The sequence below is a fragment of the Acinetobacter johnsonii genome, assembly GCF_048551975.1.
Classification (GTDB): domain Bacteria; phylum Pseudomonadota; class Gammaproteobacteria; order Pseudomonadales; family Moraxellaceae; genus Acinetobacter; species Acinetobacter johnsonii_A.
Genome location: NZ_JBIMCF010000022.1, coordinates 1 through 23,515, shown reverse-complemented (window position 1 = coordinate 23,515; position 23,515 = coordinate 1). Strand labels below are relative to the sequence as shown.

The window sequence follows — 23,515 nt, the reverse complement described above, 5'->3', positions numbered from 1 at the left end:
TATGCAACAATGGGCCAGGTTTGCCATTCTCGGGGCCATGTTTGTTGTCGCTTATTTGCTCATTTTGGCTTGGCAAAAAGATTATGGACATGCTGAAACTCAGCCACAGCCACAACAGGCTGCAGCAGTTTCACATGAAGTATCTGCAGATTTGCCAAATGCTCAAACGGCTTCAGCAGCGTCTGATATGCCACAAGCAAATATCGCGACTCAGCAACCAGCTACAGAAGCAAAAGCATCTGTAAATCAAAAACTTATTTCAGTACAAACTGACCTTTATCATCTTTGGATTAATCCTAAAGGTGGTGATATTGTTCGTATTGAATTGTTAAACCATGACAAGAGCAAAGACAGTAACGAAGCATTTGTCATGCTTGAAAGTGATGCAAAACGTACTTATGTGGCGCAGTCTGGTTTAATTGGTCTTAATGGTCCAGACAGTAACCGTAGCGGTCGTCCAATGTATGAGATTGAAAAATCTGCTTATACATTGAATGATGCCAAAGCGGTTCAAACTGAAGATGGAAAAAGCATCAAAGTGTTAACCGTACCGATGGTGCTGAAAACAGCTGATGGTGTGGAAATCATTAAAACCTTTACCTTTAAGCAAGGTGAATATCCTGTTGTTGTGAACCATAAAGTGGTGAACCGCAGTGGCCAAAACTGGCAGGGTCAAATGTTTGGTCAACTCAAACGTGACAACTCTGATGATCCAGGCAAATCGGATCAAGGGATTTTCACGCTGGGCACTTTCTTAGGTGGTGCTTGGGGTTCGCCTGAAGAACATTATAACAAGCTTAAATTTGCTAACTTCAATGAAGAAAAATTGAATGTTGAAGCGAAAGGCGGCTGGGTTGCTATGGTTCAGCACTACTTTGTGAGTGCTTGGATTCCGGGTGACTTAAAATTGACGCAAGCCAATGGTCAACCTTATGTTGCGAAATTAGAGTCGCGTAAGTCAACGGATGATATGAATATCATTGGTTTTACTTCGCCGACGATTACTGTGCCTGCTGGTACAGTGGCTGAGATTGATGCGACTTTCTATTCAGGTCCTAAAGTACAATCTGAGCTGAAAGAGCTTGCAACAGGTTTAAACCAAACTGTTGATTATGGTTGGTTATGGCCAATTGCGAAATTATTGTTCTTGGGTCTTGAGTTCTTCCACGGTTTAGTGGGTAACTGGGGCTGGGCAATTATTTTGTTAACGGTCTTGGTGAAACTGATTCTTTGGCCATTGTCGTCTAAGAGCTATCGCTCAATGGCGAAAATGCGTGTCATTGCACCTGAAATGCAGCGTATGAAAGAAGAGTTCGGTGAAGACCGCATGCGCTTCTCTCAAGAAATGATGGCACTGTATAAACGTGAACAAGTCAATCCGCTTGCAGGTTGTTTGCCATTGTTATTACAAATGCCAATCTTCCTTGCGTTGTACTGGGTGTTGATGGAGTCAGTTGAGCTTCGTCATGCGCCATGGTTACTTTGGATTCAAGATTTGTCAGCGATGGATCCGTGGTTTATTTTACCGCTGTTAATGGGCGCAACGATGTTCATTCAGCAGTCTTTAAACCCCCAACCGGCTGATCCAATGCAAGCGAAAGTTTTCAAAATCATGCCGATTGTTTTCACAGTCTTTATGTTGTTCTTCCCTGCGGGTCTCGTGTTGTACTGGATTGTCAACAACAGTATCACGATTATTCAGCAGACCTTGATCAACAAATCTGTTGAAAAAGACCGCTTGAATAAGGAAAGTGCGTCGAGTTAATCGAGGCAACTTTTCGCGAAAAGCTGAATAAATCCGCTTAAGATGGTAATCTTAGGCGGATTTTTCATTGTGTGACTTTTAAGATTTTTTAGGTGAATGTTATGTACAACCGAACCACGATTGCTGCCATTGCAACACCACCTGGGCGTGGTGGTGTGGGGGTCATTCGCCTATCTGGTCCCAAGTCTTATGAGATTGCACAGGCCTTGACCCAAAAAGATTTACCGAAAGCCCGTTTTGCAGGTTTTCGCCAGTTTTATGATGCGTCTGGCGAGGTGATGGATGAGGGCTTAGCGATTTGTTTTCCGAACCCGAACTCGTTTACTGGTGAAGATGTGGTTGAGTTGCAAGGTCATGGTGGCCCTGTCATTCAAAATGCTTTACTGGGGCGTTTGTTGGAGCTCGGTGCGATTGCAGCAAAAGCCGGTGAGTTTTCCATGCGTGCTTTTGAAAATGGCAAGCTGGATTTGGTACAGGCTGAAGCGATCGCCGATTTGATTGATGCGACGTCTCAAGCCGCTGCACGTTCTGCGGTACGCTCATTACAAGGCGCATTTTCAACTAAAGTAAATCGCGTGTTGGAGCAATTGATTCATCTACGTTTGCATGTGGAAGCTGCGATTGATTTTCCTGAAGAAGAAATTGATTTTCTTGCGGATGGGAAAATTTTAAATCTTTTAGATGGTGTTACAGCTGCTGTGAACCAAGTGCAACAATCGGCTCGTCAAGGACAGTTGCTGCGTGAAGGTTTACAAGTGGTGATTGCAGGAAAACCGAATGCGGGTAAGTCATCACTGCTCAATGCATTAGCGGGCATTGAACGCGCCATTGTGACGGATATTGCAGGTACGACGCGGGATGTATTACATGAAAAAATTACCATGAATGGTTTACCCATTACCTTAACTGATACCGCGGGTTTACGTGAAACCGGCGATATTGTCGAAAAAGAAGGGATTCGTCGTGCCATTAAAGAAATTGAGCAAGCCGACCTGTTACTTTTAGTCTATGACTTAAGCCAAGGCGAAGACCCACTCAAACTGGCGCAAGAATATTTTGCTGAGCATATTGAACCGAAACGTTTAATGCTGATTGGTAATAAGTGTGATTTGATGGAAACAAAATCGCATATCGAAGATTTTAACGGCTTCCGTCATATTATGGTTTCGGCAAAGAAAGAAACTGGCGTTCAAGCGCTCATAGAAGCGATTACAGCGCATGCAGGCTTCCAGCCTGAAGAAGATACCTTTATTGCACGTACACGCCATTTAGACGCAATGAAACGCACTCAGCTTTACCTTGCTGAAGCGCGTGAACAATTGGTGGTGTATAACGCGGGTGAGTTGGTCGCAGAGTCGCTACGTTTGGCGCAAAATGCCCTCGGTGAAATTACAGGGGACTTTAGTGCGGATGATTTGCTTGGGAAAATTTTTGGATCGTTCTGTATTGGAAAATAACATCGCTAAATATCAAAAGCCCTGATCACAGGGTTTTTGATATTTAAATCAGACGTATACTGCTTTTATGCGCAAACCACAGATAAACACACAATAAAGCGATGGCAATGCAAAAGCTAATGACCCCGAAACTTAATCCAAAGTGATCTGCCAGGTAACCCACAGCTACAATAGGCACAATCGTACCTAAATAACCAATAAAAAGATAAGTCGACATCACCGCAGCACGATTCTCTAAGGTGGTCATGGCATGAATGAGACCAAAGGAACCAATCAAGGTCAGGCCATGACCGACACCGACGAGAAAATCACTGATAAAGAAAAATGCACTCAGTTGAAATAGCATACCCAGCGCCAAAATGCCTAAGCTTGCAATCAAGGTGATTAAGCCATAGTTAAGGCACTTATAAGCAGGAATACTTCTGGCAAAATACTGCACCACGGCAGAGACAATTAGAATACTGGTAATGGCTGAACCGCTAATGAGGGGGCCGTGCCACGGCAAAATATCCCGCACAAATGAAGGTGATAAGGATGCAAATAAACTAAACGCGGCAAAGGCACTAAATGCGGTAAATCCAACGATCAAAAACAACTGATGATATTGCACTTCTGGTCGGAGTAGCTTTGGGGTGATACTAAAGGGCTGTGCGGTAAATGTGGGAGACTCAACCCAAAATAAACCAAAGAAACATAGTACAGCGCCAAGAATAACGGGTAGATAGGGACTGACCAACGGATATTCTGAAAATTGAGCTATCAGGCCACCAATCAGTGGGCCTAAGCCAAAGCCTACTGCGGTAATAATCGAACTCAGTTGTGGTGCAATCTGTTGATGGCTTTTGGGCACGGTATACATCAGTCCCAGTAAGGCCGAAGTGGTCATCAAACCAGATGCAATACCAATAATAAAACGCCCCAAAGATAAGATGAGAGCATCAGAAGCATAAGCGGAAATCACCAACCCGATGCTAATAAACACCAACCCTACTTGTAAGGTTCGTAAATAGCCAATGCTATTACTGGTCCGGCCGAGAAACAGTAAAGTAGCGAGACAACCAAACATATAAGCCACAAAAATATAGGTGATCTGACTCGGCACCAGATGCCATAAGGCTTGATACAGCGGGTAAAGTGGACTGGCTAAGGCAGTCCCCATCGTTCCCATCATTAAGGCGAGGCTGACCATACAAAATGGACGCCAAGAAGTGCTTGTTGTCATGCAAATGCCATGCGGCTCTCTCGGTAAAACAAGAATATTTTGATGCCTAAGAGAAAAAGGATAGAGAGCAACAGTGTATCGGTTTGTGGAAAAAATGGTCAACTAAAAACTTGAAAAAGAACGCAATAAAACTTAGCCATAGCGTTTCAGCAGTTTTAAGAACTCAGCCAACTCCTCTTCATTGACCTGTTCAGCTTGTGCTAATACATGATTGCGTAAGTGTGCTGCAACTAGTTCATTCATCAGCCCATTGACCGCGCCTTTAATAGTAGCGACTTGTTGTAAAACCTCGATACAACTGGCATCTGAATGTGTATTGGCATATGATTTCGCATATGTTCGCACTGGGTTTGGCTTATTTTGCCTATCGTGCTGTACGGCATTATGCCTATGATCAACACTTTAGTCTCGGCACATGGAAAATTGAAATTCTTGCAGGCTACAGCAGTGCTATTTTGCTGATGGTAGTAGTAGGTTTTATGGCTTTTCACTCGATTCAGCGTCTATTCTCGCCTGTACAAATTCATTATAACGAAGCGATTCCAATTGCGATTTTAGGCTTATTGGTGAATTTAATCTCTGCATGGTTGCTGCATGATGGTCACCATCATGCCTCAGAAGTACATCACCATCATCATGATTTAAATCAGAAAGCTGCGTTTATGCATGTAGTGGATGAAATTCGCCAAGTGTTGGCAGAACTACCGCAGACGACCTTGATCGATTTACATGTTTGGAAAATAGGCAAAGGCAAGTTTTCCTGCATTTTGGCTTTAGAAACGACGGTAAACTTAACTGCGGATCGCGTGCGGGCAATGCTCTCGATTCATGAGGAAATTATTCATGTCTCGGTGGAAATTAATAGCACGGCTCAAACTGTTCCACGTGAAACTTTGACCAGTTCATAAGCAAGGCGTGTTAGGTTTCGGTAAAGCCATGGAAAAAATGATTCAATGCTTGAATAATACGCTCTACACTAGCGCCGTGGTTCTCCGATTGAAAGAGCAAAAAGTGATGATAAAAAAACTGGGTTTGGCACTACTCACAAGTGCAATTGCAAGCATGAGTATGGCCAGCGTAGAAAGTGTTCAAGCCAACTTAAAAAAGAATTATCCAAATATTAATGTTCAAAATATTCAAAAAACAGAAATGTCGGGCATTTATAGCGGATCTTTAGATGGCGAAATTGTGTATTTAGGCGAAGCGGCTGAGCATGTGATTGCCGGTTCGATGGTGCGCTTAAAAGATCAGAAAAATTTAAGTGCTGCCTTATATGTGCAACAGAACTCACTTGATTGGAGCAAGCTGCCGCTAAAAGACGCGATTAAAAGCGTTAAAGGCAACGGCAAACGCCAATTGGCGGTTTTTTCAGACCCAAACTGTCCTTACTGTAAGCAGTTAGAGGCTGAGCTGAATAAACTAAATGATGTGACCATCTATACCTTTATTTATGCCATTAAGGCGCAATCGATTGCACCGTCAAAACAAGTGTTTTGTGAAGCAGACCCTGCCCTCGCGTGGAAAAATTTGATCGCGAAAGGGACCCAACCGACATCGAAAAAACCGTGTGCCAATCCAATTGAGCGCAACATTGAACTCGGTCGTAGTCTGGGTTTACAAGGGACGCCTGTGGTTATTTTCTCAAATGGCTTTAAAGTGAATGGTGCTGTGCCGTCAACCACCATTGAAAATATGTGGCGTGAACTAGGCTTATAAGAGTTCAAAGATATAGATAAAAAAGCACCTGCAACGGTGCTTTTTTTAATGGATAAGTTTAGCTTTTTTTGGTGACCATGTTGTAGATGAATAAAATAATAATGGCACCAATAACTGACGCAATAAAGCCTGCGGTAGAACCTTCACTATATAGACCGAGTAAACGACCACCATAAGTGGCTACGAGAGAACCTGCAATCCCCAGTAAAGTGGTGACAATAAATCCCGCTTTGTCATCGCCAGGATGGACAGCACGTGCGATGAGACCTGCAATAAAACCAATCACGATTGCAACAATAAGTGACCACATGAGCCAGCTCCTTTTTTATCATGTCTTTGTTTTTACATCATGTGCAAAAATATCATCGGGCATAATGCGACTGTGCAGTAGAGCGAATCTGCTAAAAACTGTATGTTTTATGTACTTAGCTAATAGTAAAAATAAAAAAAGTGGCCTTCGGCCACTCTTTTGTCGATTGATCTTAAAGACCAATTTCACCAATAAATGGCAAATGACGGTACTTTTGGTCGTAGTCTAGGCCATAACCCACAATGAATCGATCTTCGACACTAAAGCCTAAAAACTTCACATCGAGTTCAATTTCACGGCGTGAAGGTTTGCTGACTAAGGTACATAGTTCAATTGAGTTGGGAGAGCGTGTTTCTAAAATTTCGAGTACTTTGCTCAAGGTGTTGCCTGAGTCGATGATGTCTTCAATGACCAAAACATCTTTACCGCGAATTTCACCGTCTAAATCTTTTAAAATTTTTACATCACGTGAAGATACCGTACCGCTGCCGTAGCTCGAAACCGTCATGAAATCGAGTTCATGGGGTTTTGAAATCGTACGACATAAGTCTGCCATGAAAATGACTGAACCACGTAATAAACCAATTAGTACGAGTTCCTTATCACTGTTTGCATAATGCGCATCGATTTGTGCACCAAGCTCTTTTACTTTCGCTTGAATCTCTTCAGTAGAAATCATTACGCTCATTTGAACGGTCATGGGTAGATACCTAAAAATTAAAAAAAAATCAAAAATAAAAAAGGCGTTGACCTGCAACACCTCTATATATGCATTAATTTTAATATATCTCTAAACGAGATGCACCCCCTTTTGCCCGCTGGAAATGTAATCATTTCATTGCAGGCGGGATGCTGCTTGGTTTAGAGGCGAAAATCAAAGTTGTTTCAAAACTCGATTAGCTGCTTAAATTTTCGCTATTTGCTACTTAGTTTTGCACATAGGCTTTCTGACCAAAAATATAAGTCGCATGAATATTACGGTCATCGCCCATGGTCATTAGGGCAAATAGCGCATCTTCAATCCCTTTTGCATGTTGTTGACGTAATGCTTGTAACGCAGTTGCTTTGAGGTCGAGCACCACAAAGTCCGCTTCTTTGCCCAAATTAAAGTTACCGAGTTTATCATCCAAGCTCAGTGCTTTGGCACCGCCCAGCGTAGCGTGATAAAGCGATTCAAATGCAGATAGTTTATCACCCTGAAGCTGCTGTACTTTATAGGCTTCATTCAGAGTTTGTAGTTGGTTAAAAGAGGTCCCTGCACCAATGTCTGTACCGAGCCCAACTTTTACCTGCTTGTCCCAAGTCTTATTCAATGGAAATAAACCACTGCCTAAAAATAGATTGGAGGTCGGACAGAAAGCAATTGCAGAGTCAGTTTGATGCATGCAGTCCCACTCAGCCTCTTCTAAGTGCACGCAGTGGGCAAAGACCGAATGTGAACCAGTTAAACCAAAGTGATGATAAACATCGAGATAACCTTGCTGCTCAGGGAATAAGTCTTTTACCCAAGCGATTTCATTTTTATTTTCACTTAAATGTGTATGCACATACACATCTGGATATTCAGCTTTGAGTTGCCCTGCTTTAGCCAATTGCTCTGGTGTTGATGTTGGGGCAAAACGTGGCGTAATCGCATACAGGTTACGACCCTTGCCATGCCATTTCTCAATCAGTGCTTTAGAGTCCGCATAAGCACTGTCAGGCGTGTCGCACAGATCTTCAGGTGCATGACGGTCCATCATGACTTTACCTGCGATCAGACGCATCTGGTGCTGTCCTGCTGCTTCAAATAAAGCATCGACTGATTCGGTATGCACGGTACAGAAGACCAAGGCTGTGGTGGTGCCATTTTTTAGCAGTTCTTGCACAAAGAATTGAGCAATCTGGTCGGCATAGGCTTTATCTGAAAATTGTAATTCGGTTGGGAAGGTATACGTATTGAGCCATTCGAGTAGCTGTTCACCATAGGCCCCCACCATTTCTGTTTGTGGAAAATGAATGTGGGTGTCGATAAAACCCGGCACAATCAATTGTTCAGGATAGTGCTGAACCTCGACGCCAATAGGAAGGTGCTGTTGCCCCTCCTGCCAAGATCCAAACCATTGGATTTTGCCATTTTGGCTAATCAGTAAACCATCTTCTACGTAACGCACTTGGTCGTGAATTTCACGCGCTTGGGCAACCGTATTCTGAATATCTAGGAAGCGACCGCGAACCGCCGTCGTTGCAACTACAGAAGACATTTTAAACCTGTGTTTTGACTTTTTTTCGATTGATTGTACCGTAAACTGGATTTTTTTCACGGCTATTTAATGAAGTTTTTATGTGTGTTGTGAACGCTAGATTTTAAATGAAAGACTGGAGCAGTATTTTCTAAAAAATTGAACTGTTTTGAGGCCAGACATGTATCCATGCCATCGATAAGATCATGATTTTTTATGTCATACATAAGCACAAGCTTTGCGCTTAAATGATTCAATCTATTCGCAAAATTTTGTTGAGAAAGTCTTTATCTTTAAATGCTGAGTCAGTACAGTGTCGACATTGATAAAATAAGAGACAATGACCGGCATGTATTTTTGGAATACCAAAGCATTAGCACATGAATTATCTAGCAATACCCTCGATAAGAAGCATTATAAAAATTATTACTTAGTCACCGCCTTACTGGTTTCAGTGGTGTATTACTACGGTATGTATTCACCCTATGGGGATGTCCGTGTGATTGGTATTGAGGGACTTCTGACTTTATTGATTATGTTTATCGGGATTCAAAGTGCTTATAAAGCCAATGGCGGGGATGAGGGTGAGCATTTCCTAGGTCGAATCACAGCGTTGTCTTTTCCCATTTTGGTACAAACCACCGTGGCTGGTGTTGTGTTTGGTGCAGTGTTATTAGGCCTTTATTTTGCTTTTAATCTAGAAGGCACAGCGTTTGATGATTGGTATGAATGGACTATTTCGCTATTTACCATCTTCCTGCAAATCTTGTTTTTCACGCGTTTGGTGTCTTATATGAAGCGGGTTAAAGCGCATACCATTTAAGCTTGAAAAAAATATTGTTTTCGAATGTATGCCTGTCAGTTTTAGATTTGACAGGCATTTTCTTTTTCAATTTAAATTCTATTTGATACACGCAAGCGTCATCCTCAACCTGCGTAGTGTTTGGAATAGATTGTTTTTGCAACACAAATTTTTTTAATTATAGAAAGTGAACAGATTTTGCGGAGGACAAATGCTTTTCTTACGAAGCTTCGCTTCTCATTTGGTGAAACAAAAGAATAACTAAGCTCCCAGTATTGAACTTAAAAAAGATAAGACTCCGCCGTGAATAACCTAAAAGTGGTAGTACTCCTACTAAAACGCCTGAACAGACCCGTATTAATTTTTGGACAGCTATTTTAAATAGCTGATTTAGAGCACCACTTTATTCCACAAAATAATGCGCAGCAAAATGTGCATCATTGCCGATCACATCAAATACATCTTCACGCAGTGACATCCCTGCACATTCATCCCCGACCATCCAAAGTCCCAAGGTGGGCAGCATGCCTTTGTGCAACGGAGTTTTTACCCAGCGCTGCATGACATAGCCATATTTGTCGTAGTCATCGAAGTAAAAACTACCTGAGGCTGCGCCACAATCGACATTGTTTTGTAGGATATGAATATTTGCGCCTTCGCGCGCTAAGATTGGTTTACGTACCCATTTCCCTGCGTAGTGGGCGTGCGCATCATAAGCATGGGTTTCTAACAACAATGGATGATTTGGAAAGCGTTTCCATAGCTCGATCAACAGGGCTTTATTGGAGAGTAGCATTTTCCAACACGGTTCAATCCATTCGGTTTCAGGTTTGAGAAACTGCGAAAAACTTTCTTCCCAAATCCATTCCCACGGATATAGCTTAAATAAATGCTGAATCTCTTGCTGATGCAAATCGACAAAGGCTGTGCCATTCCAACCGATGTTTTCCATCGACAGTTCGCTGACATTTAAGCCTGCCTGAAAAGCAGTATCCATGAGGTATTCTAAATTGCCCCAATCTTCACGTCCTGCTTCTTGGCAGGCTGCGAAATGGACACGGCTACGTGTAGGATAAAGCTGTTTCCAACGCTCAATCAACTTTTCATGAATGCTGTTGAATTGATCACGGTTTGCAATGTTTTCAACCTGTTCAATCCAGTGCCACTGTGCAACAGAGGCTTCGAGTAAACCCGTTGGCGTATCGGCATTGTATTCCAGCATTTTAATGGCTTGACCATCATAGGCAAAATCGAAACGGCCATAGAGCATCGGCGCTTGGTTATTCCATGAGTGTTCAATCAAAGGAATTGCTGCTGGGGGAATTTGAAAATATTCGGGATAATGACCGCGTTGAATCATATCCCCTGCCACTTCAAGGCACATCTGGTGTAATTCGTTCGAGGCATCTTCAAGCTGTTCAATTTGCTTGAGGCTAAACTCATAAGCCACCCCTTCTGACCAATACATTGAACCATCCCGCGACGGCAAGTTGTAGTAGTCAAAACCAATCTCTTGATGAGCCTGTTGCCAGTTTGCACGCTCAGGGAATAGAACTCGTTTCATGTATTAACCTCCGAACGAGCCGCCGCCACGGCCGAAGCCTCCACGAATGGGTTGGGATTTGGCATGGCTAAAAACGTGAGTCGAGATTCTAGGTGTGCCCGTCGAATGACGTCCGCGAGCTTTCATGACTTGACCCAAGTAACGGACTTTACGGTTGTTTTTATAATATTGAGGGCCGATATAAACCCCAGTAGAGCCACTGTAGCTTGACGAACTCTCTTCGTTGGCAGGTTCGCACAGTTCAAAATGCCAGTCTTGGTAGCAGTTGTATTGGTTATTATAAACATCCTGTTGTAGGGTTTTAGAACCGCTACATGCCGTGAGCAAAACTGGCACCACAACAAGAGTTAATTTTTTGGTACGCATGGATGAGCAACCTTCGGGTTGTTTTATTTTTACAGGTAAAACCAAGGGTTTTAAGCCCGCTTATCATAGGGAGCTGTCTACACAAAGTACAGTACATTTACACAGAAAATCATAGGATTAAGTCTTGCGCATACTAAAATTTGGTCATAAAAAAGCCTTCACTGTGGAAGGCTTTTTTAAAACATTAGAGGGTGGTTTGATGATGTTTCTTACTGTATCGAATCGACAAGATCGCAGTAATGGTCAGCACCAACACAATAAAGCCCAGTGAAATCCAAATTGGCATATGGAACACATCCAACATGAGCATCTTAAAGCCGATGAATACCAAGATAATACCTAAACCATACGGGAGATAATGCATCTTGGTTGCTGCACCAGACAACAAGAAGAACATCGCACGTAGACCCAAAATCGCCATTAAGTTTGCAGTCAACACAATAAACGGATCAGAAGTCACCGCGAAAATTGCAGGAATGGAATCCACCGCGAAAATCACATCCGATGCTTCAACTAAAATTAATACCAAGAACAGCGGCGTTGCCCACAACATGCCGTTTTGACGGACAAAGAACTTGTTGCCATGCAGTTGCGGGGTAATCCGCATATGTTTACGCAACCATTTTAAGATCGCCATATCTTCGATATTGGTTTCTTCTTCGTTTTGTCCTTTGAAGAATTTGAAGCCCGTATACACCAAGAACGCACCGAAGATATACAGAATCCATGAGAACTCTTGCACGAACCACGCGCCAATAAAAATAAAGATGGTACGTAGAATAATCGCACCCAACACACCGTAAAGCAGTAATTGGCGTTGTAATGCAGGTGGAATGGCAAAAGCAGCAAAGATCATCAGCCACACAAAGACGTTGTCAACGGCTAAAGATTTTTCAAGTAAATAACCTGCAAAATACTCCATGACCTTGGTGTTGGCCACAGTGACACCTGCAGTTTGTTGTAAATAAAGCCAGAGACCTGCACCAAAGATTGATGCGACGGAAACCCACGCAATACTCCATAAAGCGGCGGTTTTGATTTTAACTTCTTGACCTTCTTTTTGTTTAAAGCCTAAAAAGTCGATCAGTAGCATCACGGTAACAATGCCGAAAAAAGCAATGTATAGCCATAAATTGCCGATAGATTCCATGAAATCCTCCACATCCAGCAATCGGCCACAAAAAAACCTTGACCTGCTGCCAGATGAAATAAAACATCTGTGACAACATGATCAAGGTCTTGCCTACATTTTAGCGTATGTATTTTGTGCGCTAAAATGCTCAGATACCGACTTTTTGCAAAGTGTAATGACGATAATCTGACACGTGAAAGTGATGCATGGCATTGATTTTTCACGTTTGGAGGAGGCTACTCCCCTTGTTCAATATAAATTTGGTTTTGGATTTGATCCAAAAGTGAGCTAAGCATCGCATATTTTTATGGTTTGAGCAAATATTAAAGAAAATTGTAGATGAAATATAAATGAGACAAAATTTTGCTTCAATTTATGGCAAGCTAAAAAAAACAGTAAACAAAAGAGGAATAATAATGAAAATTCAACATCAAGAAACAGGTAGTAAAGGCGAAGTTTTTGTTGAACAAGAAAACGAACGTGTGGCGGAAATGACCTATAGTTGGGCTGGGGACGATAAATTTATTATTGATCACACTTGCGTCAGTGAGTTGCTGCGTGGGCAACATGTGGGGCGTCAGTTATTGGATGTTTTGGTTAACTTTGCCCGTGATAAGGGTGTGAAAATTTTACCCTTGTGCCCTTTTTCCAAATCGGTATTCGACAAAGATCCATCTATTCATGATGTTTTATTCCTCTAAGATAGATAACCATCAATCCATTCAATGAGTGTGCTATGCAATTTCAACATGTAGATCGTGATCAAAAAGGTGAGTTTTTCTTAAATAATGCAGACGGTCAGCGTATTGCTGAAATTAGCTATATTTGGCGGGACGAGACAACCATTGATGCCAACCATACTTGGGTCGATGATTCACTGCGGGGTCAAGGGGTGGCGCGTTTGCTGTTGGATACTCTGGTTGATTTTTCACGTGAGAAAAACTTGAAAATTATCCCAACTTGCTCTTATGTCGATGTGATGTTTCGCCGTGAGAAAAGTTTTGAAGATGTTGCGGCTTAATTGTTCACAACATTCATCGCAACTCTAAAGGTTAAGCTAAAATGAGATCGATATAGCTGCGATTACAGTTCTATTTTGTGTTTTGCAGCGCTGAATGATGGTGAAAAAGTATATAAATACGCTTTTATCTATTGCCCTATTCTGTTCAGTTTTCCCTTTATTGCATGCTGAAGATTGTGTAAAACTTGAGGAAAAGGCAGAACAAAAAGAAGTTCAGATTATTCCACGTTGGGGTATGAAGGTGATTGCTAAAACCAGAGTATATTTTCATTCAGCACCGAGCAATGCTTGTAAAATCAAAGATCTGTTTATGATTAAAAATGACCATATCACTGCTTATAGCACCTATGATGATGGCCAAGAACAGTGGGTTTCGATCATGTATTTCAGCAAGCGCTTGAGAGACACGGTTCAAGGTTGGGCAAAACTAAAAGACTTTGAATATACGGGTACGATGTCTGGTTTTTAATTGAATAAGCTTGTAAAAAAACCCGCCATATGCGGGTTTTTTCGTCTAAGTGAGAACAAATTATTCTGCGTTTAAGGCGCTAATCAATTTTTGGTGTAAACCACCAAAGCCGCCATTAGACATGATCACAACAGCATCGCCCTCGCCTGCATCACTGACGATGGTATGGATAATGTCATCTAATGTACGTGCAACCACAGCCTTGTTCGGTGCAGCTGCAATGACAGGTTGTAAGTCCCAATCCAAACCTTCTGGTTGATACCAAATCACCTCATCGGCCAAACGCGCAGAGTGCGCAAGTCCATCTTTATGGCTTCCCATGCGCATGGTATTTGAACGTGGTTCAATAATCGCCCACAACTTACGCTCGCCTAAACGCTTACGTGCGCCTTCTAGCGTCGTATCTATTGCGGTTGGGTGATGGGCAAAGTCATCATACACTTCAACGCCACGTACCGTGCCTAAAAGCTCCATACGACGCTTCACGCCGCCAAAGTTAGACAGTGCTTCACACGCTTTTTCAATGCTTACGCCCACATGTTCAGCCGCAGCGATAGTCGCCAAAGCATTGGCTACGCTGTGCTGCCCTGTCATGTTCCATTGCACCGTGCCTTTCACCACGCCGTGTTGGAGGACTTTAAAGTGCGAACCATCCGCACTGAGTTGTTCGGCATACAATTCAGACTGGTCGTGGGCCTCTAAAGAGGTACGAACCACAGGCGTCCAACAGCCCTGTTCTAAAACTTCATCAATATTGCTTTCAGTAATCGGCGCAATAATACGACCTTCACTTGGAATGGTACGAACCAAGTGATGGAATTGTTTTTGAATTGCTGCTAGATCATCAAAAATATCGGCATGGTCAAATTCAAGGTTATTTAAAATGGCCGTTTTGGGGTGGTAATGCACGAACTTCGAACGTTTGTCAAAAAAGGCAGAATCATATTCATCAGCTTCGACACAAAAGTATTTACCAGCACCTAAACGCGCACTTTCAGAGAAACCTAATGGTACACCGCCTATCAGGAAACCTGGCTCTAAACCCGCCTGATCCAAGACCCAAGCCAACATGGTAGTGGTGGTGGTTTTACCATGGGTTCCTGCTATGCCAAGTACGTGTTTACCTTGGAGCACATGATCGGCCAAAAATTGTGGGCCTGAAATATACGGCAAGCCTTCATTGAGCATGTATTCAACTGCGTCAATCCCGCGTTTCATCGCATTGCCGACGATGACTAAATCAGGATGCGGTTGTAAATGACTGCGGTCATAACCTTGCATTAAGGTAATGCCTGCATTTTCGAGCTGGGTGGACATGGGAGGATAAACGTTTAGATCCGAACCCGTCACTGTGTGGCCAAGATCACGTGCTAAAAGCGCTAAAGACCCCATAAAGGTGCCACAAATACCCAAAATATGCAGATGCATTCCGCCTCACTCCACTGCTTTTATAGACACATCACGTATTATTGGTGCTGTTGTCGTGATTAATTCGATGTGAAAGCAACCATAGCAAGGCGCTTAGCGAAAAGATAGTGATTCTTGTATCTAATCGTTTAATTATTCTGCGGCTTGAGCAGTGCTTTTATTTTGTAAAAAAGCCGGCTGAAAAGTGCAATATTTGCTGAATTTTCTAGCAAAAAACGTAGAATAAAATGCTCCTAAACTCAGCGATTTTGCTTCATGTCCCTGCCCTTTATTTTATTGATTATTGCCAACTGTTTTATGACACTTGCATGGTATGGACACTTAAAATTTTTGCCGGGTGTACCGCTTTGGCAAGCCATTTTATTTAGCTGGTTCATCGCGTTGGTGGAATACAGTTTTATGATTCCTGCGACCCGTATGCTGTCACAGCAAGGCTGGTCAATGGGTGAAATGAAAATCACCCAAGAAGTGGTGACTTTATTGGTTTTTGTGCCCTTTATGCTTTTCTTATTTAAACAGCCCTTTAAGCTTGATTATTTGTGGGCTGGACTGTGTTTATTTGGTTGTGTGTATTTTGTTTTTCGCAGTCAATAAATTAAAAAATGAAGCTACAGTCCTCTTTTTATTTAAGTTTTATGCTTTAGCCTAAAAAAACAAGAAAAATCTGCATTTAGTTGTACGGTTAAATTTTGGAGAGCTGAAAAATCAGTCTATAATACGGGGCTCTTATTAAAGCTTGGCGCTAGTCGAGATTTATCTCTCTTAACTATCTCTGGAAACATTGCAATGAATGCGGCCGCTTCACAAGACACTCCTCTCGTTGGAATTATCATGGGTTCTCAATCAGATTGGGCCACTCTCGAACACACTGCCAATATGCTTAATAAGCTTGGTGTCCCATTTGAAGCGGAAGTTGTGTCTGCGCACCGTACACCAGATCGTCTTTTTGAATATGCAGAGCAAGCACGTGACCGTGGTATCCAAGTGATTATTGCGGGTGCAGGCGGTGCGGCGCATTTACCGGGAATGTGTGCGGCGAAAACTGATTTGCCTGTACTTGGTGTGCCAGTGAAGTCTTCGATTTTAAACGGTGTCGATTCACTGTTATCGATTGTGCAAATGCCAGCAGGTATTGCAGTGGGTACCTTAGCGATTGGTCCAGCAGGCGCAACCAATGCTGCGATTATGGCAGCACAAATTTTAGGTCTGACATGTCCTGAAATTGCAAAAAATGTAGCCGATTTCCGTGCTGCACAAACCGACAAAGTCGCAAGCAACAATATTCCAGGCCAAGCTTAATACGGGGCATTCCTCATGAATAAAACCATCGGTATTTTTGGTGGTGGGCAGCTGGGTCGCATGATGGCGCAAGCGGCTTTGCCACTAAATATTCAATGTACGTTCTTTGATGTGAGTACAGACTGCCCTTCAGCGGCTTTAGGAACCGTGATTTCAAGCAAAACTGAAAATGGTTTACAAGACTTTATTGCCAGTGCAGATGTCTTCAGTCTTGAGTTTGAAAATACACCTTTGTCCGATGTTGATGTTTTGACCAAGCAAAAAGATATGCATCCGCCGCGTCAGGCTTTAGCCATTGCACAGCATCGCTTGTCTGAAAAAGCGTTATTTGATGAGCTTGAGATTCCTGTTGCGCCTTATAAAGCGGTAGATTCCCTAGAAAGTTTAAGCGCTGCGGTTGCTGAGCTGGGTTTACCGATTGTACTGAAGACAGCCACAGGTGGCTATGATGGTAAAGGTCAGTTCGTATTGCGCTCTGAGCAGCAAATTGAACAAGCATGGGCTGAATTAGGCCCTGCTGGTAGTTTAATTGCAGAAAGTTTTGTGACCTTCTCGCGTGAAGTTTCGATCATTGCGGTACGTGGTCAAAATGGCGATGTGAAAACGTGGCCTTTGACTGAAAACCATCACCATCATGGTATTTTGTCGCATTCAATTGTTCCTGCACCGAATAGTGCGGACTTACAACCCGTTGCACAAGACTACATCACTCGCCTATTGAATCATTTGAATTATGTTGGCGTGTTGACCTTAGAACTGTTTGTCACAGACCAAGGTTTGTATGCCAATGAAATGGCGCCACGTGTGCATAATTCAGGACACTGGTCGATTGAAGGCGCAGTATGCTCTCAGTTTGAAAACCATATTCGTGCAGTTGCAGGATTACCCTTGGGTTCAACTGAAGTGGTTCGCCCTACGGTCATGATCAATATTATTGGTCAATATCCACAGTCTGAACAAGTCTTGGCCTTAGAAGGTGTACATCTACATCTTTATAATAAGGAAGAACGTGAAGGTCGTAAGATTGGTCACCTGACTTTAATGCCGAATGACACTGCTCAACTCACGATGCTATGTCGCCAGTTGGCTAAAATCTTACCAAATCAATTGGCACTGAGCGAAGATATGACCATCTAAAGCTTCAGTTGTTGTTAAAAAAAGCGATCACGATAGTGGTCGCTTTTTTATTTGGACTCATTCAGGCATGATTGCGCCTCTTTGAAAAAAGTGACCGTTAATCGGATCAAATTTAAAATAAATTGCATGTTTTTTATCCGTTTAGATAAAATTAGCGCATAGAAAAATAAACTGAAAGCAAAATAAAGCGAGTTTTGTACAGAGATGCACGTTTTAAAACAGAGCTCACAATTGAATGTGACACTGATTTTCACCTAAAAAAGCTGAAACAGCAGAAATCTCGGTTAACTTGGGTATGTGGATATCTTTTTAGGCGTGTTTTGAATTTAAAGAATAGAAGTAAAATTTTGAATTTAAAAGTGGGTTTTAAATTTAAATCGAGTGTTTAAATTTAAAGTGAATTTAAAAATTTTGATGTTGTTTGAATTTAAATTCAAAACAATAAATTTAAAGTCTGTGAGATGAATTTAAAGTTTTGAATTTAAAAATATTGAGCTTGGGTTTCGAAGTTTAATTCTTTGTATATTGTTGATTATGAATGTTAAATAAAAATCTGGATAAAATAAATTTAAAACAAGATGATTGAATTTAAAGTGCTTGCTGAACTAAAGGTTGTTTTTGAATTCAAAAGTTGAGATCTGCAGTGTTGTGGATAAGTGGTTTTAAATTTAAAAGATGGTTTTGAATTTAAACCAAAATGAATATTCATTTACGTTTTGATTCAGAAAAGTGAAATCGAAAGTGTTAAGGTAAAAAGCATAATTTAGAGATAAAGAATGATTAGGGATTTTATGCACCGTTTTGCTTTTCTTTTAGGTTCATTTTTTTTAGCGGCGACTCAGGCGAATGCTGAGCTCATTATTAATGGTCAAAAAGTTACAGGTAGTTCAAATGTCGCAACTTCCGATTATCGTCCTCAGAATTCATTTCAAAGCTGTATTACCAATTTAAAAAGCCAAGCGATGGCGAATGGTGTGTCTGCGTCTACTTATGATCGCTACACGCAAAATTTAGCGCCTGATTATTCCGTGATTGAAAAATTAAATTACCAACCTGAATTTTCCACGCCTATTTGGGATTATTTGTCAGGATTGGTGGATGATGAGCGTGTTGCAGTAGGTCAGCAAAAATTGGCGCAGCATCGTGAAGTGTTGAATCGTGTTGCGGCAGCATATGATGTGCCTGCGGAGACCGTGGTTGCCGTGTGGGGCGTGGAAAGTAATTTTGGCGATATTTCAGGTAAATATCCATTATTACAAGCTTTAGGTACATTGAGCTGTGAAGGGCGCCGCCAAAGCTATTTCCGTGGAGAGTTTTTTGCCGCTATGCGTATTTTACAGCGTGGCGATTTAACGGAGCCACAACTGAAAGGCTCATGGGCAGGTGCGTTTGGCCATACCCAGTTTATGCCATCGACGTATGAAGAGCTGGCCGTCGACTTTGATGGCGATGGACGCCGTGATTTGGTGTCGAGTACTACAGATGCTTTAGCATCAACAGCCAATTTCCTCAAAAAACGCGGTTGGCAAACTGGGCAACCTTGGGGCTTTGAAGTAAAAAATCCGCAAGCGATTTCTCTGAGTGGTGAAAGTCGTCGCAATAAGAAGTCCTTATCTTACTGGATGCAAAACGGATTGGTACGCGCAGATGGCTCAGCGTTAATTCAAGGCAATTTATCTTCTAGCTCGCAAGCGGGGTTGATGGCACCTGCTGGTGAAAATGGTCCACTGTTTTTAGTGTTTAAAAACTTTGATGCAATCTATAGTTATAACGCAGCAGAAAGTTATGCATTAGCGATTGCGCATTTGTCAGACCGTTTACAAGGGCAAGGCGGTTTTAGTACAACTTGGCCAACTGATGATGCAGGCACTTCACGTTCTGAACGTCGTGAAATTCAGCAGTTTTTACTGAATCGTGGCTATGATATTGGCGCGGTAGATGGTTTGATTGGTGATAAAACTCGTCAAGCCATTCGACAGGAGCAAATCCGTTTAGGTTTAAGTCCGACGGGACGAGCGGGACAGCAAATTTTAAAAGCCTTCCGTCAGGAAAATGCCAAGTTGATGATGCGTTAACATTAATAGCAAAAAATGTTGAGATAGATAAAAAGCCAGTCGGTTATTCACCTGACTGGCTTTTTTTGATTTGCACTGGTTGCGACTAAAAGGTCAGAAGTACTGTGATGTTTAAACCGCGGTAATTGTCCCGAGAATACGGTTACCTTGTGCCCCTGTCACTGTCGGTAAGTTGCCACTGAGTTGCTGGATAAAGCGCATAGCCAACCAAGCAAAGGCAGTTGCCTCTACCCAAGTTGGGGCTAAGCCAATCGCGGAGGTGGTTTGTACAGACCAATTGTGTTTACGTAAGCGCCAGCGTAATTGTTCTAAAAGATGCGAGTTATACGCACCGCCGCCGCAGACGTACACTTCACCCGTATCCATATCGGAGCGATAGATGGCTTTTTTAATGGCGCGCGTGGTGAGCTTCATTAATGTGGCTTGAACATTTTCTGGACTATCTTCAAGCTCGTCATATTCAAGGTCATTGCGCCAGTCGGCAATTTGTTCATCTAACCATTCGAGGTTAAAGTCTTCACGGCCAGTGCTTTTTGGTGGTTCTTTAGAAAAATACTCATGGGATTGGAGCCGATCAAGCAAGCTGCGAATCGGATGGCCGTAAGCTGCCCAATTGCCATTTTCATCGTAGGGCTGTCCAGTAAAGCGTTCACACCAAGCGTCCATTAAAATGTTGGCTGGGCCTGTATCAAAACCGTAGACCTGATCAGGTTGGCCTGCGGGTAACATGCTGACATTTGCGATGCCGCCTAGGTTTAAGATGACGCGATGAATGCTTTCATGTTGGAACATATCTTGGTGAAACGCAGGAACCAGCGGGGCACCTTGGCCACCTGCGGCCATATCACGACGTCGAAAGTCTGAAATCACCGGAATTTGGGTGATTTCAGTGATGATGTTTGGGTCACCAATTTGCAGGGTAAAGCCGTGCTCTGGGCGATGGCGAATGGTTTGTCCATGTGAGCCAATCGCTTTGATTTGACTACGATCTAAATGACTTTGCTCAATCAGCTGATTGATGCCTTCGCCAATCATCTTTGCTAAAGCCACATCTGCCTTGCCCATACGGTCGATTTCGTTGTCACCGGGCAAAGTGAGTGCCATCAGTTCATCGCGTAAATCTGGGTCGAAAGAAAGAGTGAGGGTGGCGTGAAGCTGCAATGGATCAAAAGAAGCAGCAACAATATCAACACCATCCATGCTGGTGCCGGTCATTACCCCAATATAGATCGCTGTCATGATTATTCTAAAGCCTGCAATGTGCTGAAAAAGTGTTAGTATATCGCACAAATTGAATAACTGATGTGTTTGGGTTTTGTGATGTCAAATTTCCTGCCGGCTGAAGAACAACTTGCTCTCATTCAACGAGGCACGCATGAAATTATTTCTGAAGAAGATCTTCTGAAGAAATTAAAAGAAAATCGTCCTTTAAAAATTAAAGCGGGCTTTGACCCGACTGCGCCTGACTTGCACTTGGGGCATACGGTTTTAATTAATAAATTGAAAACTTTCCAAGACTTGGGTCATGACGTGACCTTCTTGATTGGGGATTATACCGCGATGATCGGTGACCCGACTGGAAAAAGTGCAACACGTCCACCATTGTCGCGTGAGCAAGTGCTTGAAAATGCAAAAACCTATCAAGAACAGGTGTTTAAAATTCTTGATCCGAATAAAACTAAAGTGCGCTTCAACTCAGAATGGTTTGCAACCAAAACAGCGGCTGATTTAATTCAGTTGGCATCACAGCAAACGGTTGCACGTATGCTTGAGCGTGATGACTTCACCAAGCGTTATAACAACCATCAACCAATCGCAATTCATGAGTTTTTATATCCATTGGTTCAAGGCTATGACTCGATTGCCCTTGAGGCAGATGTTGAGTTAGGCGGTACGGACCAAACCTTTAACTTATTGATGGGGCGTACACTTCAAGGTCGTTATGATCAAGAAGCGCAAGTCTGCATTACAGTGCCAATCCTTGAAGGTTTAGACGGTGTGAACAAAATGTCTAAGTCTTTGGGTAATTATATTGGGGTATTTGATGCACCAGGGGCGATGTATCAGAAAGTCCTTTCGATGCCAGATGCATTAATTGAACGCTATTTCGATTTACTCAGCTTTAAATCTGTTGATGATATTAAAGTCCTGCTAAACGAAATTGCTGAAGGGCGTAATCCACAAGAAGTGAAGAAAATTCTAGCCCTTGAGTTGGTGGAGCGTTTCCATGGTGCAGAAGCGGCAGAAAATGCACATAAAGGTGCAGGCAACCTGATTACTGAGGGTGAGTTACCAGAAGGAACACCTGAAGTGACAATTTCACGTGCAGAATTTGGTGGCGAGTTGTTTATTGCAACAATTCTTCGCGTAGCGGGCTTAAACCCAAATGCTGCAGCGGCAAAAGATGCCGTGGGTCGTGGTGCGGTAAAAGTCGATTGGAACGTGGTCGATATGGGTTTCTCTGTTAAAGAAAATGTCACTTTAATTGTCCAGTCGGGTAAAAAAGCCATTGCCAAAGTCACTTTTACAGACTAAGTCAGTGCATATATATGCTTTAAGTTATTGATATAAAAGCAGGCTTCGGCCTGCTTTTTATTTTTTTAATCTTTATAAAAAAATCAAATAAGTAAATTCAAAAAAAACCTTATAAAAACAATGCTTAATTTTTTCCAAAAATATTGCAATTTAAAATGAGTGTGTATAAGATTTCAACGTCTAGTCGATGTTTTTAACATCGCTAGCAGGTTCAATAAGAATAACTCTCCACAGTTTTCAAGTCTCTTCCCCAAGGGACTTTTTTTAAGATAACTATAATAATGACATCTATGGATCAGATAACGATCTAACTCCGAGGAAGAGGTTTTGGGAGAGATCTCTTCCTTTTTTATTGGCAAAAATTTAGTTTTTTAAAATCAGCCTCTCACGGACAAATAACGAGCTTTCATAAAAGTTGGGTACAACAGACTCTTAAATAAAGCTGGTCATCACCTTCAAAGGTATATAACACTGCGTTTTCTACTTATATTCAGATGCTTCTTATCATCCAGCTTTATCGTGGCTGTTATTTCAGCTCTGTCTTGAATTATTTTGATTGAGATGTGCATAGAAGAGGGTTTTGCTATTTATGCGAATGAAATAAAAACAGACTAAGCACTCCATTCTTGTTAAATAATTAGGTGCCTTTATAGCGATGTGGCAGTTTTTTAGCTTAGGCATGTATCAAATATAAAAGAACTACGTCTTTAGAAAGATGATTTATCAAAAATACAGAGATGAACGGAATACAGAGTGATTTTAAACCTGAAAACAACGTTGCTAGAAGATTGGTAAGAGTCTGCTGAAAGAAAAAATAAATGCTAAGGCGTAAATTTCAAGCTTAAAAGACTTTTAAAGATTGGAAATGAAATACTCATGTTGAAAGAAATAAGAGAAAAAATGATAAATATGATCAAAAAATAGATGAAAAATACGATTTTTCTTAAGTTTTGTAGAAAAAACCAACGCCTGTTTCAAATAAGTGAATTTGGGGG

Annotated in this window: 22 protein-coding genes and 1 pseudogene; 13 read left to right on the top strand and 10 right to left on the bottom strand. The window is 42.0% G+C overall.

Going from position 1 to position 23,515, the window contains the following annotated elements; translation table 11 throughout:
• Position 1: 1 nt before the first annotated feature.
• Both yidC and mnmE read left to right on the top strand, forming a co-directional pair.
• The gene (gene yidC / locus ACG9ZB_RS13755) at positions 2-1,765 is read left to right on the top strand and encodes a membrane protein insertase YidC (RefSeq protein ID WP_419326325.1); all 1,764 of its coding nucleotides are present in this window, start codon (positions 2-4) and stop codon (positions 1,763-1,765) included.
• Between the two features lie 101 nt (positions 1,766-1,866).
• On the top strand, positions 1,867-3,222 hold the full coding sequence (mnmE, locus tag ACG9ZB_RS13750) for a tRNA uridine-5-carboxymethylaminomethyl(34) synthesis GTPase MnmE (protein ID WP_419326323.1): 1,356 nt from the start codon (positions 1,867-1,869) through the stop codon (positions 3,220-3,222).
• A 43-nt stretch (positions 3,223-3,265) separates the two neighbouring features.
• Here mnmE and ACG9ZB_RS13745 read toward each other — a convergent pair whose 3' ends face one another.
• Both ACG9ZB_RS13745 and ACG9ZB_RS13740 read right to left on the bottom strand, forming a co-directional pair.
• A complete protein-coding gene (locus tag ACG9ZB_RS13745; RefSeq protein WP_419326347.1) occupies positions 3,266-4,411 on the bottom strand; it encodes an MFS transporter in 1,146 nt (381 codons plus the stop codon).
• Positions 4,412-4,576: 165 nt separating this feature from the next.
• Positions 4,577-4,789, bottom strand: coding sequence for a metal-sensing transcriptional repressor (locus ACG9ZB_RS13740; protein WP_419326321.1), 213 nt, complete (start codon positions 4,787-4,789; stop codon positions 4,577-4,579).
• Between ACG9ZB_RS13740 and ACG9ZB_RS13735 the strand changes: the two are divergent.
• Together ACG9ZB_RS13735 and ACG9ZB_RS13730 are read left to right on the top strand one after the other, a co-directional pair.
• A pseudogene (locus ACG9ZB_RS13735) lies at positions 4,762-5,352 on the top strand (cation transporter); the annotation flags it as partial. The gene ACG9ZB_RS13740 and the pseudogene ACG9ZB_RS13735 sit on opposite strands and share 28 nt — an antisense overlap.
• 106 nt (positions 5,353-5,458) lie before the next feature.
• Positions 5,459-6,160 (top strand): DsbC family protein, encoded by a 702-nt coding sequence (locus ACG9ZB_RS13730; protein WP_419326319.1) that lies wholly within the window; start codon positions 5,459-5,461, stop codon positions 6,158-6,160.
• A 58-nt stretch (positions 6,161-6,218) separates the two neighbouring features.
• On the opposite strand, the gene ACG9ZB_RS13725 is transcribed toward ACG9ZB_RS13730, so the two are convergent.
• The 3 genes from ACG9ZB_RS13725 to guaD form a co-directional block, all read right to left on the bottom strand.
• Positions 6,219-6,470 (bottom strand): GlsB/YeaQ/YmgE family stress response membrane protein, encoded by a 252-nt coding sequence (locus ACG9ZB_RS13725; RefSeq protein WP_317455396.1) that lies wholly within the window; start codon positions 6,468-6,470, stop codon positions 6,219-6,221.
• Between the two features lie 172 nt (positions 6,471-6,642).
• Entirely contained in the window at positions 6,643-7,170 is a 528-nt protein-coding gene (hpt, locus tag ACG9ZB_RS13720) for a hypoxanthine phosphoribosyltransferase (protein ID WP_279699875.1), read from the bottom strand.
• Between the two features lie 226 nt (positions 7,171-7,396).
• The gene (gene guaD, locus ACG9ZB_RS13715) at positions 7,397-8,713 is read right to left on the bottom strand and encodes a guanine deaminase (RefSeq protein WP_419326317.1); all 1,317 of its coding nucleotides are present in this window, start codon (positions 8,711-8,713) and stop codon (positions 7,397-7,399) included.
• A gap of 328 nt (positions 8,714-9,041) precedes the next feature.
• Here guaD and ACG9ZB_RS13710 point away from each other — a divergent pair, with 328 nt between their 5' ends.
• Positions 9,042-9,515, top strand: coding sequence for a hypothetical protein (locus tag ACG9ZB_RS13710; RefSeq protein WP_058870669.1), 474 nt, complete (start codon positions 9,042-9,044; stop codon positions 9,513-9,515).
• 382 nt (positions 9,516-9,897) lie between these two features.
• On the opposite strand, the gene ACG9ZB_RS13705 is transcribed toward ACG9ZB_RS13710, so the two are convergent.
• The 3 genes from ACG9ZB_RS13705 to ACG9ZB_RS13695 form a co-directional block, all read right to left on the bottom strand.
• A complete protein-coding gene (locus tag ACG9ZB_RS13705; RefSeq protein ID WP_419326315.1) occupies positions 9,898-11,058 on the bottom strand; it encodes a glutathionylspermidine synthase family protein in 1,161 nt (386 codons plus the stop codon).
• A 3-nt stretch (positions 11,059-11,061) separates the two neighbouring features.
• On the bottom strand, positions 11,062-11,424 hold the full coding sequence (locus ACG9ZB_RS13700) for a hypothetical protein (RefSeq protein ID WP_279699871.1): 363 nt from the start codon (positions 11,422-11,424) through the stop codon (positions 11,062-11,064).
• Positions 11,425-11,608: 184 nt separating this feature from the next.
• A complete protein-coding gene (locus ACG9ZB_RS13695) occupies positions 11,609-12,574 on the bottom strand; it encodes a TerC family protein (RefSeq protein ID WP_419326313.1) in 966 nt (321 codons plus the stop codon).
• Between the two features lie 398 nt (positions 12,575-12,972).
• Between ACG9ZB_RS13695 and ACG9ZB_RS13690 the strand changes: the two genes are divergently transcribed.
• The 3 genes from ACG9ZB_RS13690 to ACG9ZB_RS13680 all read left to right on the top strand — a co-directional run bounded on the left by ACG9ZB_RS13690 (position 12,973) and on the right by ACG9ZB_RS13680 (position 14,046).
• A complete protein-coding gene (locus tag ACG9ZB_RS13690; protein ID WP_419326311.1) occupies positions 12,973-13,257 on the top strand; it encodes a GNAT family N-acetyltransferase in 285 nt (94 codons plus the stop codon).
• Between the two features lie 35 nt (positions 13,258-13,292).
• On the top strand, positions 13,293-13,577 hold the full coding sequence (locus ACG9ZB_RS13685; RefSeq protein ID WP_004697494.1) for a GNAT family N-acetyltransferase: 285 nt from the start codon (positions 13,293-13,295) through the stop codon (positions 13,575-13,577).
• Between the two features lie 94 nt (positions 13,578-13,671).
• Positions 13,672-14,046, top strand: a complete 375-nt coding sequence (locus ACG9ZB_RS13680) for a hypothetical protein (protein ID WP_419326310.1) — start codon at positions 13,672-13,674, stop codon at positions 14,044-14,046.
• A 60-nt stretch (positions 14,047-14,106) separates the two neighbouring features.
• Here ACG9ZB_RS13680 and mpl read toward each other — a convergent pair whose 3' ends face one another.
• The gene (gene mpl / locus ACG9ZB_RS13675; protein ID WP_419326308.1) at positions 14,107-15,474 is read right to left on the bottom strand and encodes a UDP-N-acetylmuramate:L-alanyl-gamma-D-glutamyl-meso-diaminopimelate ligase; all 1,368 of its coding nucleotides are present in this window, start codon (positions 15,472-15,474) and stop codon (positions 14,107-14,109) included.
• Positions 15,475-15,729: 255 nt separating this feature from the next.
• Here mpl and ACG9ZB_RS13670 point away from each other — a divergent pair, with 255 nt between their 5' ends.
• The 4 genes from ACG9ZB_RS13670 to ACG9ZB_RS13655 all read left to right on the top strand — a co-directional run bounded on the left by ACG9ZB_RS13670 (position 15,730) and on the right by ACG9ZB_RS13655 (position 19,985).
• A complete protein-coding gene (locus ACG9ZB_RS13670; protein ID WP_004977754.1) occupies positions 15,730-16,068 on the top strand; it encodes a DMT family protein in 339 nt (112 codons plus the stop codon).
• Positions 16,069-16,260: 192 nt separating this feature from the next.
• Positions 16,261-16,773: a 5-(carboxyamino)imidazole ribonucleotide mutase gene (gene purE, locus ACG9ZB_RS13665; RefSeq protein ID WP_419326307.1), complete on the top strand. Its 513-nt coding sequence runs from the start codon at positions 16,261-16,263 to the stop codon at positions 16,771-16,773.
• A gap of 15 nt (positions 16,774-16,788) precedes the next feature.
• Positions 16,789-17,910, top strand: coding sequence for a 5-(carboxyamino)imidazole ribonucleotide synthase (locus ACG9ZB_RS13660; RefSeq protein ID WP_419326306.1), 1,122 nt, complete (start codon positions 16,789-16,791; stop codon positions 17,908-17,910).
• Positions 17,911-18,701: 791 nt separating this feature from the next.
• Positions 18,702-19,985 carry a lytic murein transglycosylase gene (locus tag ACG9ZB_RS13655; RefSeq protein ID WP_419326304.1) on the top strand — a complete coding sequence of 428 codons (1,284 nt, stop codon included), beginning with the start codon at positions 18,702-18,704 and terminating at the stop codon, positions 19,983-19,985.
• A gap of 111 nt (positions 19,986-20,096) precedes the next feature.
• On the opposite strand, the gene ACG9ZB_RS13650 is transcribed toward ACG9ZB_RS13655, so the two are convergent.
• A complete protein-coding gene (locus ACG9ZB_RS13650; RefSeq protein WP_126039055.1) occupies positions 20,097-21,224 on the bottom strand; it encodes an anhydro-N-acetylmuramic acid kinase in 1,128 nt (375 codons plus the stop codon).
• A 63-nt stretch (positions 21,225-21,287) separates the two neighbouring features.
• On the opposite strand from ACG9ZB_RS13650, the gene tyrS reads away from it, so the two are divergent.
• Entirely contained in the window at positions 21,288-22,520 is a 1,233-nt protein-coding gene (tyrS, locus tag ACG9ZB_RS13645) for a tyrosine--tRNA ligase (RefSeq protein WP_419326303.1), read from the top strand.
• Positions 22,521-23,515: the final 995 nt, after the last annotated feature.

What these genes read in the sequence shown, in the direction of transcription:
- ACG9ZB_RS13730 (WP_419326319.1), top strand. Translation starts at nt 5,459, where the DNA reads ATGATAAAAAAACTGGGTTTGGCACTACTCACAAGTGCAATTGCAAGC.
- ACG9ZB_RS13670 (WP_004977754.1), top strand. Translation starts at nt 15,730, where the DNA reads ATGTCCCTGCCCTTTATTTTATTGATTATTGCCAACTGTTTTATGACA.
- ACG9ZB_RS13695 (WP_419326313.1), bottom strand. Translation starts at nt 12,574, where the DNA reads ATGGAATCTATCGGCAATTTATGGCTATACATTGCTTTTTTCGGCATT.
- ACG9ZB_RS13660 (WP_419326306.1), top strand. Translation starts at nt 16,789, where the DNA reads ATGAATAAAACCATCGGTATTTTTGGTGGTGGGCAGCTGGGTCGCATG.
- purE (WP_419326307.1), top strand. Translation starts at nt 16,261, where the DNA reads ATGAATGCGGCCGCTTCACAAGACACTCCTCTCGTTGGAATTATCATG.
- ACG9ZB_RS13710 (WP_058870669.1), top strand. Translation starts at nt 9,042, where the DNA reads ATGTATTTTTGGAATACCAAAGCATTAGCACATGAATTATCTAGCAAT.
- ACG9ZB_RS13685 (WP_004697494.1), top strand. Translation starts at nt 13,293, where the DNA reads ATGCAATTTCAACATGTAGATCGTGATCAAAAAGGTGAGTTTTTCTTA.
- ACG9ZB_RS13655 (WP_419326304.1), top strand. Translation starts at nt 18,702, where the DNA reads ATGCACCGTTTTGCTTTTCTTTTAGGTTCATTTTTTTTAGCGGCGACT.
- mnmE (WP_419326323.1), top strand. Translation starts at nt 1,867, where the DNA reads ATGTACAACCGAACCACGATTGCTGCCATTGCAACACCACCTGGGCGT.
- ACG9ZB_RS13680 (WP_419326310.1), top strand. Translation starts at nt 13,672, where the DNA reads ATGATGGTGAAAAAGTATATAAATACGCTTTTATCTATTGCCCTATTC.
- ACG9ZB_RS13705 (WP_419326315.1), bottom strand. Translation starts at nt 11,058, where the DNA reads ATGAAACGAGTTCTATTCCCTGAGCGTGCAAACTGGCAACAGGCTCAT.
- mpl (WP_419326308.1), bottom strand. Translation starts at nt 15,474, where the DNA reads ATGCATCTGCATATTTTGGGTATTTGTGGCACCTTTATGGGGTCTTTA.
- yidC (WP_419326325.1), top strand. Translation starts at nt 2, where the DNA reads ATGCAACAATGGGCCAGGTTTGCCATTCTCGGGGCCATGTTTGTTGTC.
- ACG9ZB_RS13745 (WP_419326347.1), bottom strand. Translation starts at nt 4,411, where the DNA reads ATGGTCAGCCTCGCCTTAATGATGGGAACGATGGGGACTGCCTTAGCC.
- tyrS (WP_419326303.1), top strand. Translation starts at nt 21,288, where the DNA reads ATGTGTTTGGGTTTTGTGATGTCAAATTTCCTGCCGGCTGAAGAACAA.
- guaD (WP_419326317.1), bottom strand. Translation starts at nt 8,713, where the DNA reads ATGTCTTCTGTAGTTGCAACGACGGCGGTTCGCGGTCGCTTCCTAGAT.
- ACG9ZB_RS13700 (WP_279699871.1), bottom strand. Translation starts at nt 11,424, where the DNA reads ATGCGTACCAAAAAATTAACTCTTGTTGTGGTGCCAGTTTTGCTCACG.
- ACG9ZB_RS13650 (WP_126039055.1), bottom strand. Translation starts at nt 21,224, where the DNA reads ATGACAGCGATCTATATTGGGGTAATGACCGGCACCAGCATGGATGGT.
- ACG9ZB_RS13725 (WP_317455396.1), bottom strand. Translation starts at nt 6,470, where the DNA reads ATGTGGTCACTTATTGTTGCAATCGTGATTGGTTTTATTGCAGGTCTC.
- ACG9ZB_RS13690 (WP_419326311.1), top strand. Translation starts at nt 12,973, where the DNA reads ATGAAAATTCAACATCAAGAAACAGGTAGTAAAGGCGAAGTTTTTGTT.
- hpt (WP_279699875.1), bottom strand. Translation starts at nt 7,170, where the DNA reads ATGACCGTTCAAATGAGCGTAATGATTTCTACTGAAGAGATTCAAGCG.